This is a genomic window from Spirosoma flavus (assembly GCF_054778555.1).
Map to the genome: position 1 here is coordinate 260,027 of NZ_BAAGZL010000006.1, position 16,023 is coordinate 276,049.

Annotated in this window: 15 protein-coding genes; 5 read left to right on the top strand and 10 right to left on the bottom strand. The window is 45.7% G+C overall.

Translation table 11 applies throughout. The features are described 5' to 3' along the window. Positions 1–70: 70 nt before the first annotated feature. Positions 71–931 carry a pirin family protein gene (locus ACYVF1_RS26590; RefSeq protein WP_461084672.1) on the bottom strand — a complete coding sequence of 287 codons (861 nt, stop codon included), beginning with the start codon at positions 929–931 and terminating at the stop codon, positions 71–73. Positions 932–1,043: 112 nt separating this feature from the next. Beyond that, positions 1,044–1,862 carry an Fpg/Nei family DNA glycosylase gene (locus tag ACYVF1_RS26595; protein WP_461084674.1) on the bottom strand — a complete coding sequence of 273 codons (819 nt, stop codon included), beginning with the start codon at positions 1,860–1,862 and terminating at the stop codon, positions 1,044–1,046. A gap of 360 nt (positions 1,863–2,222) precedes the next feature. Here ACYVF1_RS26595 and ACYVF1_RS26600 point away from each other — a divergent pair, with 360 nt between their 5' ends. Continuing rightward, positions 2,223–3,170, top strand: coding sequence for a hypothetical protein (locus tag ACYVF1_RS26600; protein ID WP_461084676.1), 948 nt, complete (start codon positions 2,223–2,225; stop codon positions 3,168–3,170). Positions 3,171–3,285: 115 nt separating this feature from the next. Here the strand turns inward: ACYVF1_RS26600 and ACYVF1_RS26605 are convergent, their stop codons facing one another. From ACYVF1_RS26605 to ACYVF1_RS26625, 5 genes are all read right to left on the bottom strand, one after another. After that, positions 3,286–3,726: a hypothetical protein gene (locus tag ACYVF1_RS26605; protein ID WP_461084678.1), complete on the bottom strand. Its 441-nt coding sequence runs from the start codon at positions 3,724–3,726 to the stop codon at positions 3,286–3,288. Next, positions 3,723–4,595 (bottom strand): transglutaminase domain-containing protein, encoded by an 873-nt coding sequence (locus ACYVF1_RS26610; protein ID WP_461084680.1) that lies wholly within the window; start codon positions 4,593–4,595, stop codon positions 3,723–3,725. Before ACYVF1_RS26610 ends, ACYVF1_RS26605 begins: the two co-directional genes overlap by 4 nt. Positions 4,596–4,693: 98 nt before the next feature. Further along, positions 4,694–6,391, bottom strand: coding sequence for an OmpA family protein (locus ACYVF1_RS26615; protein WP_461084682.1), 1,698 nt, complete (start codon positions 6,389–6,391; stop codon positions 4,694–4,696). Between the two features lie 108 nt (positions 6,392–6,499). After that, positions 6,500–8,800, bottom strand: a complete 2,301-nt coding sequence (locus ACYVF1_RS26620) for an ATP-dependent helicase (protein ID WP_461084684.1) — start codon at positions 8,798–8,800, stop codon at positions 6,500–6,502. 115 nt (positions 8,801–8,915) lie between these two features. Beyond that, positions 8,916–9,356 carry a hypothetical protein gene (locus tag ACYVF1_RS26625; protein ID WP_461084686.1) on the bottom strand — a complete coding sequence of 147 codons (441 nt, stop codon included), beginning with the start codon at positions 9,354–9,356 and terminating at the stop codon, positions 8,916–8,918. 164 nt (positions 9,357–9,520) lie between these two features. Between ACYVF1_RS26625 and ACYVF1_RS26630 the strand changes: the two genes are divergently transcribed. From ACYVF1_RS26630 to ACYVF1_RS26640, 3 genes are all read left to right on the top strand, one after another. Beyond that, positions 9,521–10,096, top strand: a complete 576-nt coding sequence (locus tag ACYVF1_RS26630) for an RNA polymerase sigma factor (protein WP_461084853.1) — start codon at positions 9,521–9,523, stop codon at positions 10,094–10,096. A gap of 97 nt (positions 10,097–10,193) precedes the next feature. After that, on the top strand, positions 10,194–10,847 hold the full coding sequence (locus ACYVF1_RS26635; RefSeq protein WP_461084688.1) for a hypothetical protein: 654 nt from the start codon (positions 10,194–10,196) through the stop codon (positions 10,845–10,847). Beyond that, entirely contained in the window at positions 10,828–11,883 is a 1,056-nt protein-coding gene (locus tag ACYVF1_RS26640) for a hypothetical protein (protein WP_461084690.1), read from the top strand. Before ACYVF1_RS26635 ends, ACYVF1_RS26640 begins: the two co-directional genes overlap by 20 nt. 93 nt (positions 11,884–11,976) lie before the next feature. Here the strand turns inward: ACYVF1_RS26640 and ACYVF1_RS26645 are convergent, their stop codons facing one another. Beyond that, on the bottom strand, positions 11,977–12,501 hold the full coding sequence (locus ACYVF1_RS26645; RefSeq protein WP_461084692.1) for a cupin domain-containing protein: 525 nt from the start codon (positions 12,499–12,501) through the stop codon (positions 11,977–11,979). 75 nt (positions 12,502–12,576) lie between these two features. Continuing rightward, positions 12,577–13,341, bottom strand: a complete 765-nt coding sequence (gene tpiA / locus ACYVF1_RS26650; protein WP_461084694.1) for a triose-phosphate isomerase — start codon at positions 13,339–13,341, stop codon at positions 12,577–12,579. 305 nt (positions 13,342–13,646) lie between these two features. Between tpiA and ACYVF1_RS26655 the strand changes: the two genes are divergently transcribed. Further along, positions 13,647–14,909, top strand: coding sequence for a pepsin/retropepsin-like aspartic protease family protein (locus ACYVF1_RS26655; protein ID WP_461084696.1), 1,263 nt, complete (start codon positions 13,647–13,649; stop codon positions 14,907–14,909). A gap of 48 nt (positions 14,910–14,957) precedes the next feature. Here the strand turns inward: ACYVF1_RS26655 and ACYVF1_RS26660 are convergent, their stop codons facing one another. Next, on the bottom strand, positions 14,958–15,992 hold the full coding sequence (locus ACYVF1_RS26660; RefSeq protein WP_461084698.1) for a sensor histidine kinase: 1,035 nt from the start codon (positions 15,990–15,992) through the stop codon (positions 14,958–14,960). Positions 15,993–16,023: the final 31 nt, after the last annotated feature.

Genomic DNA, 16,023 nt, shown 5'->3' on the forward strand with positions numbered 1-16,023 from the left:
AAATGCAAAAGCGGATGGCTGATAAGGCGCATCCGCTTTTTGAGTAACGTAGCTGATCGGCTGCATTACATTAATTCAAAACGCCCATTCGACCCGCCTGAAAATCGTTGAAGGCTTCAATCAATTCTTCACGGCTATTCATCACAAAGGGGCCATAAGCTGCTAAAGGCTCTAGAATGGGGTCGCCAGCCAGAATCAGTAGTTTAGCGCCTGTTGTGGTTGAAATTGATACGGAATCGCCATCGTCGTTCAACAAAGCGATTTGCCCCCTGTTCAGTTTTTCGCCAAACAACGTAGCAGAACCAGCCAGTACGTATATCATTGCGTTGTATTCAGCCGGAATTGAAAGTGTCTCGGTCTGACTTTCGGTTAAAGTCAAATCTGCTACTATGACTGGGCTAAACGTATTAGCCGGACCTTTGTTACCAGCCAGTTCACCTGCGATTACCCGTAACAAGCCGCCACCTGGCAACGTAACAGTCGGAATACGCGACGAAGCGATATCCTGATAGCGAGGAGGACTCATTTTGTCTTTAGCGGGTAGGTTGACCCACAGCTGCACAAAATCCAGTTGGCCGCCCCGACGCGAAAATTCCTTTTCGTGTTTCTCTTCGTGAATAATACCTGAGGCAGCTGTCATCCATTGAACGTCGCCCGCGAAGAGTTTGCCATAGTTACCCGCCGAATCCCGGTGTTCCAGCGCGCCTTCATAAACAATCGTAACGGTTTCGAAACCCCGGTGCGGATGTTCGTCGACACCTCTAGGCCGCTCAGATGGCTTCACCTGCATAGGACCGTGATGATCAAGCAGCAAAAACGGGTTAAACGGACGAGACTCTTGAGGATGAAAAGAATTCAAACCAATAAAACCGTCGCCTACACTGCTAGGCGTTGCGGTACGTATGTCAGAGATAGTGCGTTGTGCGTTCATAATTCATGTATCTACATGTAATTTCAAAACGAATCAACGTAGCAACAAGTTCATTTATAAATAATGCCCTGTATATCAATATAAAGTACAAAAGTCAGGAGTATTTAGAGCATCAGGAAAGTACCTGTTCTTTGGGGCAAAAAAACGTGGTACGTCCGCCTACAACTGATCGCTCAATACGTGTATTGCAACGAGGACAAAATTTATGCGCTTCTACGTCGTCATAAGGCGAATCGTCCCATTCGCGGACGTGGATGAGAAAGCTTATTGGAAAGTCGCGGTACGTTGCTTCGTAGCGAATAGCGGTTTCAAGGACGAGCCGAATCGCTGCGTGCAACTGGCTCATTTGCGCATCCGTCAACGTATCGGCTCGCTGTTCAGGATGTAAGTATGCCTGAAACAGTACTTCATCAACAATCCAGTTACCTAATCCTGCTATTACACTTTGGTCAAGTAAAACGGGTTTTATCAGTGCTTTCTTGCGACGAATACGATCCGTCAATTCCTCCAGCGAAATTTCCAGTCCGTCTTTGCCGATTTTCTTACGTTGCAAAAACGTATTAATATCGTCGATTAGACCGACTCGCTCAAACTTACGGGGACATAAAAAGCCGAGATTAAATCCATTAGCGAACTCAAATACAATTCGGGCAAATCGAGGGCGATGAAGTGAACTATGGTAATACTCCAAATCGCCGGTCATCCCAAAATGCATATGTACAATTACATCCGACTGGTCAGTTAATACAAACAGATTCTTACCAACTCGTTGTGTGCCCGTAAATTGGCGACCAACTAGCGTAGTGAGCAACGTAGCATAACTCGTGGTTAAGAGATTATTGTCCTCAACCTCAATATGGTTAATCGGCTGATAAAGAGAGGATGTCTCGAGGTATTGACGTCTAATTTCGACCTCAGGTAGTTCTGGCATCGGTGACAAATATTTGGAGCATAACTACGCGTGGATACAGGTTGTTATGCTACTAAATTTAATCTACCGGATGAATAGATTGTCATCTGTAAAATTTAAAAATTTATTTTATGGTCTATATTATTGATAATCAATGCCGATTTTTGGGCTACTTGAGGGGGTCAAAAAAAACCTTTTTTTAATCACATTAGTTCTTTGCTACAATACCACCGGTTTAACCAGCGTTCCGATAAATAGTGCAGGTTATCCTGCTCAGTTCATTCACTATTATAACGTTCAATGTAACAACCTCTACACAACCGCGAAAGCGGCTTCTTTTACAAGTTTGTGCATGTTAAATTGTTAAACTGAAAAATTGAAATGGAAAATAATTCGCAAAAACCAAAAACAAGTGGTGCTCTTCTAGCGGCTTTAATCATTATGACAGGTTTAGCCGGTGTATCGAGTTATCTGTATTTCGATCAGAAGAAGGTAGCAGAAAATCAAGAAGTAACGATTTCCGAACGTGTTGAAGAACTTTCAACGACACGCGTAAAATTAGATTCGATTTCTACAGCGCTAGACGCTAAAATTGCTGAAGTTCAGAAGCTGGGTGGTGATGTTACCGAACTCACCAAAATGAAAGAGCAACTGGAAACGGATAAAGCAGCTTTGAAACGGGGTAACCGGGTTTCCATCGCTAAATACGAAGCTAAAATCAAGCAGTATGAAGCGTTCCTGGTTGAAAAAGATACGCTTATTGCGAATCTTCAACGCGAGAACGTAACGCTGGCTACGAACGTAAAAACGTTGGACGAAGAAAATTCTACGTTAAAAGTGAAAGGCCAGCAATTCCGTGATTCGATCACAACGGTGGTATCGGACGTGCAAACGAAAAACGAGGACTTGTCCAATAAGGTTACTCGGGCTGCTGCTCTGAAAGCTCAGAATGTTAAAGTGTTTGCAGTTAATGCAAAAGGTAAAGTAAAAGAAGACGATTCATACAAAGCGAAACGTCTAGACAAAATCAAGCTGGTTTATACGCTGTTGGATAACCCGCTGACCAAAGAAGAGCCAAAAGATGTATTTGTTCGGGTTCTTGACCCATCAGGTGCTGTTGTTTCTGATATGGCTAACGGCTCAGGAACGTTTACGGTTGATGGTAATGAAACCATTTATACCACGAAGCAAACTGTAAACTATACCGCTAATGGACAAAACGTTGAACTGTTGTATAGCCGTGGTATTCCCTACAAACCAGGTAAATACACCGTAGAACTTTATTCAGAAGGTTTCCGGATCGGTTCTGGCGAGTTTGCAGTACGCTAATCCAATTGCATGAATCCTAAAAAGGGCGGCCTTTCCAACGAAGGGCCGCCCTTTTGTTTAGCTACGTAACACAAGCAGAAACCTGAAGACAATACCTTGGGTTACCGCCTACGTATTACTCTTTTAAACCCGTAAAATTGAGTAAATTCTGCCCATTGGACTGATAATTCAGACGTAGCAGTTTTCCCTGTTTCTCCATGCCATTGTTAGTAAATACCCGGTCCGTTTGCAACGTACCAATGTCCATATTTCCTGATCGTAAAACCAAGCCTTCATTCTGACGAATGACAGCAACATGACTAAGCGACAGATTAACTTTAGGAAAAGAATTCTTTGTATATATAATCGTTACGTTGCTGTCTGTTTCCGCCTTTATCTGAATATAAGCCAACTGCCCAGCCGGAACTGCTACGTTAGCAGGATCAAGAAAAAAATTTGTTTGATACGTACCAGTAATTTCCTTGGCTGCTGTTACAGGCGAAGGCTGTATATCACCTTCCTGCTGACAGGCAGACAACGTACCTAAAAAGGCACAAAACAGCAGTTGTTTTTTCATACTCCACTCTCGTTTTGCTGATTAGACCCGACTGATGTTGAAACAGTTGGAGCCTCCTCCGCTTTTTTCTCACTTTCATTGATATCAGGCTGAGCCTGGTCAACCCACACCTTCATGTCATTAAGATTCATGGGGCCAAACTGGGTCGTAAATGCTACGTCGGCGGCATCGCGTCCGTAAGCTACCGTAATTCGGTTACCACGGGGCTGTTCCTGCGTAGCATCGAACGTAAACCAGCGTCCATCAACATACGCTTCAAACCAGGCGTGCAAATCCATTGGATCGAGTTGATATAAATACCCAACGACCATGCGGGCCGGTATATTCAGTGATCGACAGAGCGAAATTCCTAGATGGGTAAAATCACGGCATACACCGACTCGTTTATTGGCCGTATCAACCGCCGACGTACTGGCATCACTAGTACCGTATTCGTATTTTACGTTGGTGTGTATCCACTTGCGAATGGCTTCGGCCTGGTCGTAGCCCGGCTCAGCACCTTCCGTAATTTGCTCTGCTAAATCGCCCAATTGGTCCGACTGGCAATAACGACTGGGCAACGTATAGTGTAGTACGTCGTCGGGAAGTTCCTGAACCGGCGTATACGGAGCGCCTGGAGAAACATCAATTAAATCGGCGGTTTGAACGGTAGCTGAAAAATGGATGGAAAAAGGACCTTCGGGAGCCAAAACGCGCTGACACAAATTTCCGTAGATATCGGTAAATTCGGTGACGTTGACGGCAGGCGTAATTTGATATTCTTCGCGGATAATCCACTGTCCAGCACCAGAGCGCGGACGTAGCATGAGTACTAAAGGAGTAGGACTTTGAACATCGAACGACAGTTCACAGCCAGCATTGAGTTGCATAATTTATGAGTTAATGAGGTGAATAAGGTTGTATTAATCCATTAACTCAACGAGTAACTATTGGTTGAAGTATTTGCCAATTTTAGCAAAAAAGCTCGTTATTTCTTCACAATAACAAACTCAACCCGACGGTTTTGCTGGCGTCCTTCTTCAGTATCGTTCGTAACAACGGGCTTAGTTTCGCCAAAACCTTTACTAGCTATACGGTCGGGTTCGATGCCTTTACTGATAAAATACTCCCGAACGGCATCAGCGCGGTCTTGTGAGAGTTTATTGTTGATTTCGTTCGAACCCGTATTATCCGTATGCCCACGCACCTCAATGGTCATCTTGGGTGCTTCGTTCAAGGTAGTTACCAAACGATCAAGTTCAGGACCCGATTCAGGTCTTAATTCCGATTTTCCGGTATCGAAGAAAATGTTGTTAAGACGTACTACGCTACCTGGTACAATGGGAACCATTTTAAGTTGTTTCCCAGAGATTTCCTGATAACCTTTTTGTTTGGTCAGGTCTATATTATCACCCTCGGCAATAAAATCTTTAGCGATAGCACGCATGGTGTATTTCTGCCCATAGGGTAGCACAATTTTATATTCACCCGTAACGGGATCTGACGTAGCTTCACCAACTTCGACACCGTCAGGTAAAGTTTGGTAGATGATACGTGCTTCAACTGGTTTACCCGTTACCTGATCAATTACTTTCCCACTAATCAGCGCTACCGGGTCAGGGCGTGTTACGTCGGTATTTTTTGCTACGTCATCGCCACTACCCAGTTTGCCCGGTTCGTTTGACGGACGGTCGTCAGTAAGTTTGACACGGACAATATCTCCTATGCCAATTGTATTTTTAAACGTAGTAAGATAGGCATAATCGCCCGAAGCTGCCAGCGTATAGTAAGCGTCGTAGCCATCTGTATTCACTTTTGGACCCAGATTAGTCGGTTTCGACCAATGTTTCCAGGTTTTGTCTACTCGTTTGCAAACGTAAATATCGTTACTCCCCATACCACCTTCCCGATCACTCGAAAAATACAACGTAGCACCATCAGGGGCCAGAAAAGGCGTAGTTTCAGTAAATTTTGTATTTACTTCAGGTCCGAGGCTCATAGGCTTAGTCCATGAACCATCTTTTTCACGGAAACTAACGTAGATATCGTCTTCTTTACTATTTTTCTTCTCACTGAAAGCCATCAGAAGTACTTTCCCATCGGCCGACATAAAGCCACAGTCAAACTGTCCCTTACACATATTGACATAGCCAGGAATGTCAATTTTCTGCGGTGGTGACCAGCCATTAGCCGTTTTTTTACTAAGCGAAAACCCGCGTGTTTCGTAGTTACCGTTGTTGTATTGCCCCTTAACAAGCATGGTGTTGCCATCCGGGGTAATACTATAAGCACAGTTATAATCTTCTTTATTCAGGGGGAAACCCATGCGCCGGGCAGGTCCCCATTTGCCGCTCGCTGCGTCAAGGTCAGAAAACCAGATATCCTGGCTGTTTTTAGGGCCATGTGTATTATTCGGGTGGCTAATACGGGCGAAATACAACGTTTTCCCATCAGGGGCAATAATAGGATTAACTTCGTTATATTCAGAATTGACCTGATTACCAAGATTTTCGACACTCGGCTTAGTCGTTACAACAGAGTCGGGCCGGGGTAAATTTGGACTTACCAAAGCACCTAACTCCGGCTGCTTTACGGCTGTCGTCGCATCAGGTTTAGACTGTGCTCCAACCGTCAGAGAAAGTAGCGAAAAAATCAGGCTGGCGGCTATGACACCATTCATTTTCATACGGTAAGGTAACAGCGCGTGGAGTTTTATGTATTAAACGAGGAAAGTGAGAGGTTTTGTATGATTTATGCCCCTGCTACGTAGTAAGCATTCAGTCACTATCAACATTCACGCCACTACGCGCAGTTTTGCGAAACTTAATAGTAATGTTTTCTCACCTACCCCTGCCGTTTCAAACTGTATGGTCGCCTTCCGGTCAGTGCCATTCGTATCTACTTGTTTCACCGTACCAAAGCCAAACTTAGCGTGCTCAACGCGCTGGCCAGCAGCCAGATCAGCCGTGCTAGTTGGCGCAAAATCAGGCGAGGGCATATGAGCTGCGGCTGTTTGTGGGTTTTGCGTGCGTCCTGTTCGTTGTGCCAGTGAACGTACAAACGACATAGAACCAGTTGACGTACTTTCGCTCCGGTCGCGTTCGGGTTTGTCAAAATCCAGACGGCTGGGGGCCGAACGTAGCTTTGAGAGCTTTAGATACCGTTGGTCCATTTCCATCAGGAAACGGCTTGGTTCACACATTTTCAGCCGGCCATAGTGATAGCGGGTTTCGGCGTAAGACATCGTCAGGCGTTTTTCGGCGCGGGTAATCGCTACGTAGAACAACCGTCGTTCTTCTTCCAGGTCGTTCCGACTTTCGAGCATCATCTGGCTAGGAAACAGGTCTTCCTCCATCCCAACAATATGAATATTCTTGAATTCCAAACCTTTAGCTGCGTGGATGGTCATCAGTGTTACTTTATCATTGTCGCCATCATCTTCTTTTTCGTCAGCCGTAGTCAGTAACGAAACCGACTGTAAAAACGCGCCAAGACTTTTATCTTCGTTATCCGGGTTATCAACAAATTCTTTAATGGCGTTTAGCAATTCCTGTACGTTCTCATAACGCGCCAGCCCTTCTACCGTTTTGTCTTCGTAAAGCTCCTTCAGCAAACCCGATGTCTTAGCAATGTGCGAAGCCACTTCAAAGGCGTCTTTTTGATCGAGCAAAAGTTTGAAACTCTTAATCAAATCGGCAAATCCCTCGATGGCAATAGCCGCTCGTCCCGTTACGTGCTTGTTGATTTCGGCAACGATTTCCCAGATAGAATCTTGGTTTTCAGCAGCAATTACACTGATTTTAGCTACAGTGGTGTCGCCAATACCTCGTTTGGGAAGGTTAATGATACGTTTAAAAGCTTCTTCGTCCTGCTGGTTTACAGTGAAACGCAGGTAAGCAATCAAATCCTTGATTTCCTTGCGCTGATAGAACGAAAGGCCACCGATAATCCGGTATTTGATACTCATTTTGCGCAAGGCTTCTTCAAAAGACCGCGATTGCGCGTTGGTTCGATACAGAATGGCAAAGTCATTGTTAGTCAGCGACTCATTCATTTTTGTCTCGAAAATCGCCGAAGCCACCAATCGACCTTCTTCGTTATCGGATGAAGCTTTAATAACCTCGATAAGCGGGCCGTCTTCATTATCCGTAAAGACGTGCTTCTCCAGTTGGTTTTTATTACGTGCAATAATCGAATTGGCCGCTTCGACAATGGTTTTGGTGGAACGGTAATTCTGCTCAAGCTTCACGATTTTGACGTTTTCCTTGCCGTAATCGCGCTGGAAATTCAGGATATTTTCGATGTTGGCACCCCGGAAGGCGTAGATACTCTGTGCATCGTCGCCTACCACGCAGATATTCTCGTGAACGGCCGCCAGCTTGCGGGTAATGAGGTACTGTGATACGTTGGTATCCTGAAACTCATCGACCATTACGTGCTGAAACTTGTGCTGGTACTTGTTCAGGATATCCAGATGATCGCGAAACAATACGTTCGTATTGAACAGCAAATCGTCGAAATCCATCGCATTGGCCGCAAAGCAACGCATGGCGTATTGCTTATAGAGTTTGCCAATGTGCGGCATACGGGCCGATTCGTCATCGGCCTGAATGATGGCGTTGTTGAGATAATCGTCCGGACCAATCAGCCGATTTTTCGCGCCAGAAATTCGCCCGAATACGTGGTTGACTCGATAAACCTTATCATCGAGCCCCATTTCTTTAATGATGCTACGTAGCAGCGATTTCGAATCGTCGGTATCGTAAATCGAGAAGTTGCTGCTATAGCCAATCGCTTTGGCTTCAATACGTAGTATTTTGGCAAACACCGAGTGGAACGTACCCATCCAGATGTTACGGGCTTCCATGCCCACCACTTTTTCAATACGGTGGCGCATTTCACCAGCGGCTTTGTTGGTGAACGTCAGGGCCAGAATGCGAAAGGGATCTACGCCGTTTTCAATCAGGTAAGCAATCCGATACGTTAAAACGCGGGTCTTTCCGGAACCGGCTCCCGCAATAATCATCAGCGGACCATTTCCGTGCATCACGGCCTCCCGCTGGGGTTCATTTAAACCAGAAATATAATCAACCATTCAGCTCGTCTCTATCCTTCTATAACACTCAAAAGTACAAAATAATTTGGTTAGAGATGGTCGAAAATAGAGTCAGGTGACTGGCAGTTGGGGTGACTTTAGCGATTAAATATGGTTAAATCATCGGTCCCAAATCGACACCCAACAGTTCGGAAAACGACGAAACTGTGGCTGCTCCACCATCGCCTTTACGGTAGCAGAGCCACTTATAGGTCTTGTAGTTATAAACGAAACCCTCCTGGATTCCGTAATCGTCTTCTTCAATCAATCGGATCACTTTACGTAAGTCACTACTCATGCTTCGGTTGTTGCAAACCTCAATAATGATACGGGTCTGTTCCGTTGACTGTTCATATAATATGACATCCGGAACCGGGTAGCCCGTCCCCTCGGCCAACGGTGTTTCAGGAAGCGGCTCTAGAACAATACTCTTTTGACGATAATACAGCAGGCCTAATTCGAAGGTCAGCTTACTGATAATGCGCTGATGGTCAAGTGGAGAGTTCGTGCCGTCATCATGAACTAAAAAAGGTGAAGAATCAGGTGTCTCGTGCATAGTTAGTTGAGCACTATATTGAGTGCGTAATGTAAAGAAAAACAACACTTTAAACCAGCGAAGCATATGAACGCCGACTTTTTCTACATTATTGTGCAACATTCATAAAATTCCTGCATCTTTCTTTCAGTTACAACCTAAACCACCCCGAGTTGCTGAATCTGTTGGACTCGAACCGAAACGCCGGACCTACGTACCCGGACCGCCATGCTGATCTGGTCAAACGCTGCCAACAGGGCGAGCGACGAGCGCAGTATGAGCTGTATCAGCAGTACGTTAAGGCGATGTATAACGTTTGCCTGCGGATTCTAAATCATGAAGCCGAAGCCGAAGACGTTCTACAGGAAGCTTTCATGGATGCCTTTACGCACATCGGATCGTTTCGGGGGCAGAGCACGTTTGGGGCGTGGCTCAAACAAATTGTAGTTAACCGGGCGATTAACCATTTGCGAGGCAGGCGGTTAGAGTTGGTAGATATGGAATCGCATCGGCTGGGCGAAGATGATGGGCCGGACTTTGCCGATACGGAGCCGTATGACGAAGAAGGGGTTCAGTTTGAAGTCGAACGGGTTCGACAGGCTATGCAAAAGCTTCCGGAGGGGTATCGGGTCGTGCTGTCGTTGTATCTGTTTGAAGGATACGATCATGAAGAAATCGGGAACGTATTACACATCAGCGAAACAACATCACGAACACAATATTTACGAGGAAAGAAACGATTACTTGAATTACTAAACTAATAACGAATGCATGAATCTATAAGTGAACGAATAAATCCTGTTTGCAGGATCAGCCGTTGCATCAATGATTTATGACTTCGCGTAGTAGATAGTACCTATGAAAAAAGATAATCTTGAACGCTTCGTCCGCGATAACCGGGAAGCATTCGACGACAAGGAGCCTTCTGGCAACCTCTGGCGAAAAATTGAAGCTGGACTGGACAATTCTGGTCACGATGGAGGGGCAGATGGTATGAATGGACCAACCAATCCAATCGTGCCTTTTCGGAAAATTCATACCAATGTAAGTCGTTCAGATCGACGGTCATCCGGTTGGCTGGGAAGTCGACAGATTGGCTGGCCTATCCTGGACTGGCGGATAGCGGCATCTATCGCCGTACTGTTACTGGCAGGGGCTTTTCTGTACATGAACCGACAATACGGCGTTACGCAGCAACCCGAAATTGTAGCGGCTTATCCGACGTATGCGAAAGAAGTGGTTCAATACACGAAACTTATCGACGACAAACGGGCGGAGTTGAAGCAAATGACTGAAGATAACCCCGCGCTGTATAAAGAATTCGCAACAGACCTCGACCGACTCGAAAATTCGTACCGTTCGCTCAAAGCCGATTTACCCCAAAACCCGAATCAGGAAGTCCTGATTCAGGCCATGATTCAGAATTTGCAACTTCAGATAAACCTGCTCAATGAGCAGCTACGTGTTATCCAACGCATAAAACAGCAAACCAATGAGACTACTCCTGTATAGCCTGTTGCTCTGCCTTTGCCCACTGCTTACGAAGGCAGAAGAGCAGATAGGCATCGGCGACATAGAAAAGAAAAAGACCATTATCAAGCTTTTTGATGTGGAGCCTAGCGATAATCTGGTTGTCGATAATCAGTTTGGTCAGGTAACCGTTGGCTTGTGGGATAAGTCTGAAATTCGGGTTCAGATTACAATTGTTGCCAATTCCGACTCTGAGGAAAAAGTGCAGAATTTTGTGGATGCCGTTTCCATAGAGGAAAAACGAACAGACAACCAGATCATGGTACGTACCAACTTCAACCAGAGTTCTATGTCGAACTGGAGTTTGGGTAAATGGAAAAACGGTGGCGAGCGAAATTTTGTAAAGATCAATTACGAAGTAATGATGCCTCGCCAAAATGCGCTTACCGTCCGCAATAAGTTTGGTAATACGCACATCCCTGCGTTTCAGGCTAAGCTCACTGTGTACAGCCGCTACGGCAATTTTAAAGCTGATGACCTGACCAGCCGCCAGAACGACATCGACGTAGCATACGGAAAAGCTGACATTGGCAATCTGGGCCAAGGGAAGGTAGACGTTAAATATGGCGACCTCGAATTAACAAAAGCGAACGTACTGGTGCTGACCAATAAATTTGGCAAAATGACCATCGGCGATGTGGGCAAGCTCGAAGCCGACATCAACTACTCCGGCGCCAAAATCGGTACGATACGGGAATCGGGTAACATTAAACTCGAATTTTCGGGCGGTTTTCAGATTGGCCAGCTTCCCAAAACTGCCGAAAACGTAGATATTCAGGCAGCTTACTCATCAGTAGCCCTACCGCTCGCTACGGATAACGACTGCGATTTCGACGTAAAGGTTAGCTACGGAAATTTCAACTATCCGACGAGCTCAACGATGCATTTTAAATCACAACCGGGCGAAAACGATAACCGAGGCCCACGTCTAACCAAACAATACGTTGGAAAAGTTGGTAGCGGCTCGGGCACGAAAGTGCGCGTTGTAGCGAAATTTGGAAATGTAAACTTCAGGTAGTCAGAACCGGGATTTAGCAGATTTAAGGATTAACGGGATTTTGTAAATAAGCGCTCCGAAGAAGCGAAAAGCAAAATCCCGTTAATCCTTAAATCAGCTAAATCCCGGTTCAGACAACATCTCAATTACCGCCTTATGCTGCGGGAAATCTTTCAATAATACGTTCTGATCACCCATTTCAAAGTCTGCAAAATCAAATCCGGGCGCTACGGTGCATCCCACTAATGAGAACGTAGCATCGATCAACGTAGCGTTTTTGGCGGGCATCGAGCCAAACCAACTCCCGGCTGGAACAACAGCCTGAAAAACTTCACCCTGCGCCAGATTACTGCCCAAACGTATCACCGTCAACGTAGCGTCGGGAGTAATAACGAAAACTTCCAGTGGCCTACCTGCATAGAAATGCCAAATTTCATCGGATTTGATGCGATGCAGTGCCGAATAATGGTGGCTCTCAAGCAGGAAGTAGATAGCTGTTCCAAATGAGCGATCCCCACCAAACCGAGCGGGCAAATCCGAAGCTGCCACTATTTCTGTCGCGCGATACGTCTCCGCAAAATAACCGCCCTCCGGATGAGGTTGGAGGTTAAGTGCATTTATGTAATCCGTTGAAGTCATAGGCTTTAACTAGAAATGAGTGAAAGCACGTAGTAAGCAGTCGCACTTTCACTCATTCACTGTTTCAATATCTAATTACGCGTTCGCTTTTACGACAATCGTGAATTCTTTGGCTTTGAGCGAAGCTCCACCAATCAGGCCGCCATCTACGTCGGGTTGCGCAAAAAGCTCAGCGGCATTTTTCTCATTGGCGCTACCACCGTATAAAATCGTGGTATCCTGCGCTACTTCGTCGCCGTATTGACTGGCAATGTGCTGACGAAGTTCAAAATGCATATCCTGCGCCTGCGCCGACGAAGCCGTTAAGCCCGTACCGATAGCCCAGATTGGTTCATAAGCAATCACTACGTTGGCAAACGACTCAGCGGAAAGATGAAACAGGCTTTCCGTGATCTGATCTTTCACGAAACCGATGTAGTCACCGTTTTCACGCAAATCGCGCGATTCACCACAGCAAAAAATTGGCTTCACGCCGTTTTCCAGGGCGATATTTACTTTTTCGGCTAATTGTGCGTTGGTTTCTTCAAAATATTGCCGCCGTTCACTGTGGCCAAGAATAACGTATTCAACCCCGATTGAACGTAGCATAGGCGCTGAAATTTCGCCAGTATACGCACCCGACGCTTTTTCATGGCAGTTCTGAGCTCCAATTGACATTCGCTCATAGGCCAGAACCGATTGTACCGCTAACGGTAAATATAAGGCTGGAGGACAAAGGACGACTTCAACCTCGCCCGTAACTTCGTCGTTAATCAACGCGATTACTTCCGACAGAAGCGTTTGAGCTTCTTCTGCCGTTTTATTCATTTTCCAGTTACCAGCAACAATTTTTTTACGCATGACAAATTAGTAAGGTGTTCAAAATCAATTTTTTAAGCTAACTTCGTTTGGACAGACAACGTTATTTCCGGGCGAAATTAGGGCTTTTCAGCCGAACGATTTTTGCTGTTGGACTAAAATTTGTCAGTACAATAGCTCAAAACCGATATTATTTTATAGAGTTCTGAAAGAGAGTTAATTACTAACCTAAACCTCTGCTTAGGGGACAACCTGAATTATCCGAACAAACCACAAACCTTAAATAAAAATCTTGTGTTATTCGGATAAAAAATACGTAATTTCAATGCTACAATCGCTGATGGAGGATGAAGACGCTGGTATGGGTAATCGGACTTTTATGTACTTTTCTGACGGCGCAGGCGGACAGTCCTAAAAAGACGCCTGATAAAGAACGTTACGGTTTTTTCATTGCCAACAACCGCAACTGGACGCGAATCCCGTTTCAGCTTCACTCAAATCTTATTATTGTACCCGTTCGGGTCAATGAATCGGATACGTTGCATTTCATTCTCGACACGGGCGTTAGCAACACTATTATTACTGACCCAACGGCCTTTCGTAAGCAGTTGTTAACAGTTGGACGAAAAGTTAAACTGTCTGGAGCTGGTGAGGGTGGTAGTTTGACAGCCTCGGTCGCCATTGAAAATAACTTAAACATGGGCGGATTGAGAGCCGCTCATCACAATCTGGTTATTCTGGATGAGGACGTATTGAAACTGTCGGAATACGTGGGCACACCGGTTCATGGTATTTTTGGCTACGAGATTTTCGCCAACTTCGTCGTGAACGTCGATTTTCAGCGTCGTGAACTTACGATTACCAAGCCCGATAAATACAAATATCGCAAAGGCAAGGGCGACCGCTATCCCATTACTATTCAGAACACAAAAGCCTATACCGACGCTTTTTCGGTGTTTGACGGCGAAAAAACGATGCCGCTACGTGTGGTGCTAGACACGGGAGCCGGTCATGCCCTACTTCTTGACCGATCACGTAGCACGGCGGCTATGCCTTTGCCTGCCAAAAACATTCGGGCACAATTGGGCCGGGGGTTGAATGGCATTATCAATGGTTGTATGGGACGTATCCAGAAGGTTCGGTTTGGCCGATACGAGCTTGATAACATTCTGGCTTCGTTTCCTGATAGTATGGCATTTGGCATGAAATTGATCGATATGCCTGAGCGTCAGGGGAATGTAGGCTGCGAATTGCTACGTCGATTTAATGTTACGTTTAACTACCCTGACCAGTACGTTGTGATGAAGCCCATCAAGCGACTCATGCGCGAAAGTTTTGAACACGACATGAGTGGCGTGGAGCTGAAGGCGAAGGGCGAACGGTATCGAAATTACTACGTTGATAAAGTCCTCGAAAATTCACCGGCTGCAATGGCTGGCCTGGAAGAGGGTGATGAAGTGATGTTCGTTAACAATAATTCCGTTAACGAAATGACAATCAGCGACATCTACAAAATTCTTCAAAAGGGCGAAGGCCGAGAAGTATCCATGTTGGTACGACGTAACGGTCGTCTCATCGTTGCCAGCTTCGTGCTCAAGCGGCTTATTTAGGATGAGGGGTAAGAACAGAGATACGTATCAACCACAATCCTATGCCGTTCAATCCATGCGTTCGAGTTTGAAACGGAACGTAGTACCTTTGTCAACCTTACTCATTACGGTAATTTTGGCTTTGTGAGCGTTGAGAATGTGTTTCACAATAGCCAGCCCCAACCCAGTGCCGCCCCGATCTTTGGAACGGCTTTTTTCGACCCGGTAGAACCGTTCAAAAATCCGACTTAAGTGTTCGGGAGGAATGCCGGGACCGTCGTCACGTACCGATACGACTACGTGTTTTTTATCTTCTTCAAGGCTGACCGTAACGCGCCCATTTTCGTTGCCATATTTCACCGCATTTTCAATTAAGTTGGTCATTACCTGATTGATACGTTGCGGATCAGCTTTTACCCATACAGGGCCGCCCGGCGTCGATTTGAGCTGGAGCGATGTGCGTTTGCTGCTGGAAATTTTCTCCAGTTGTTCGAAAACCTCCTGTGTTACGTGCGTGAGGTTAATACGTTCGAAACTCATTTTTACCTCACCAGTCTCCAGCTGCGATAGAGCCACCAGGTCTTTCACAAGTGCGTCGAGTCCATCGAGGCTGCGAGCGGCTTTCGCCAGAAATTTATCCCGTACGTGCTCATCGTCGATAGCCCCGTCGATGAGGGTATGAATGAATCCCTGCGCGGCAAAAATGGGTGTTTTTAATTCGTGTGATACGTCGGCCAGAAACTCCCGCCGAAACTGTTCCAGCCGTTTCAATTCATCAATTTCCTTCTGTTTCCGAGCGACATACACGAAAATCTCATCGTTCAGCTTCTTAAACGGATTGCTGTTTTTAATGATCGATTTACGGGTAATCGTAAAATCGCGGATGCGGAGTTTATGGATGGTTTTATACATTTTGTTCACCTCCCGAAAAACGAGGAGTTCAATGGCATAAAACACCAGAAAAAACGAAATAACGAACGACGAAATCCCCACAACAAACACCATCGTACTCGTAACGCCCTCCACAAACGTCAGAAACGTAATGGTAAGCGCCGAAATGAGGCTAGCCAGCAAAAGAGCAATAATGCGCGGACTGAGGGACATTTATTGTGAAGTTGTAATGTTATGAAGTTAT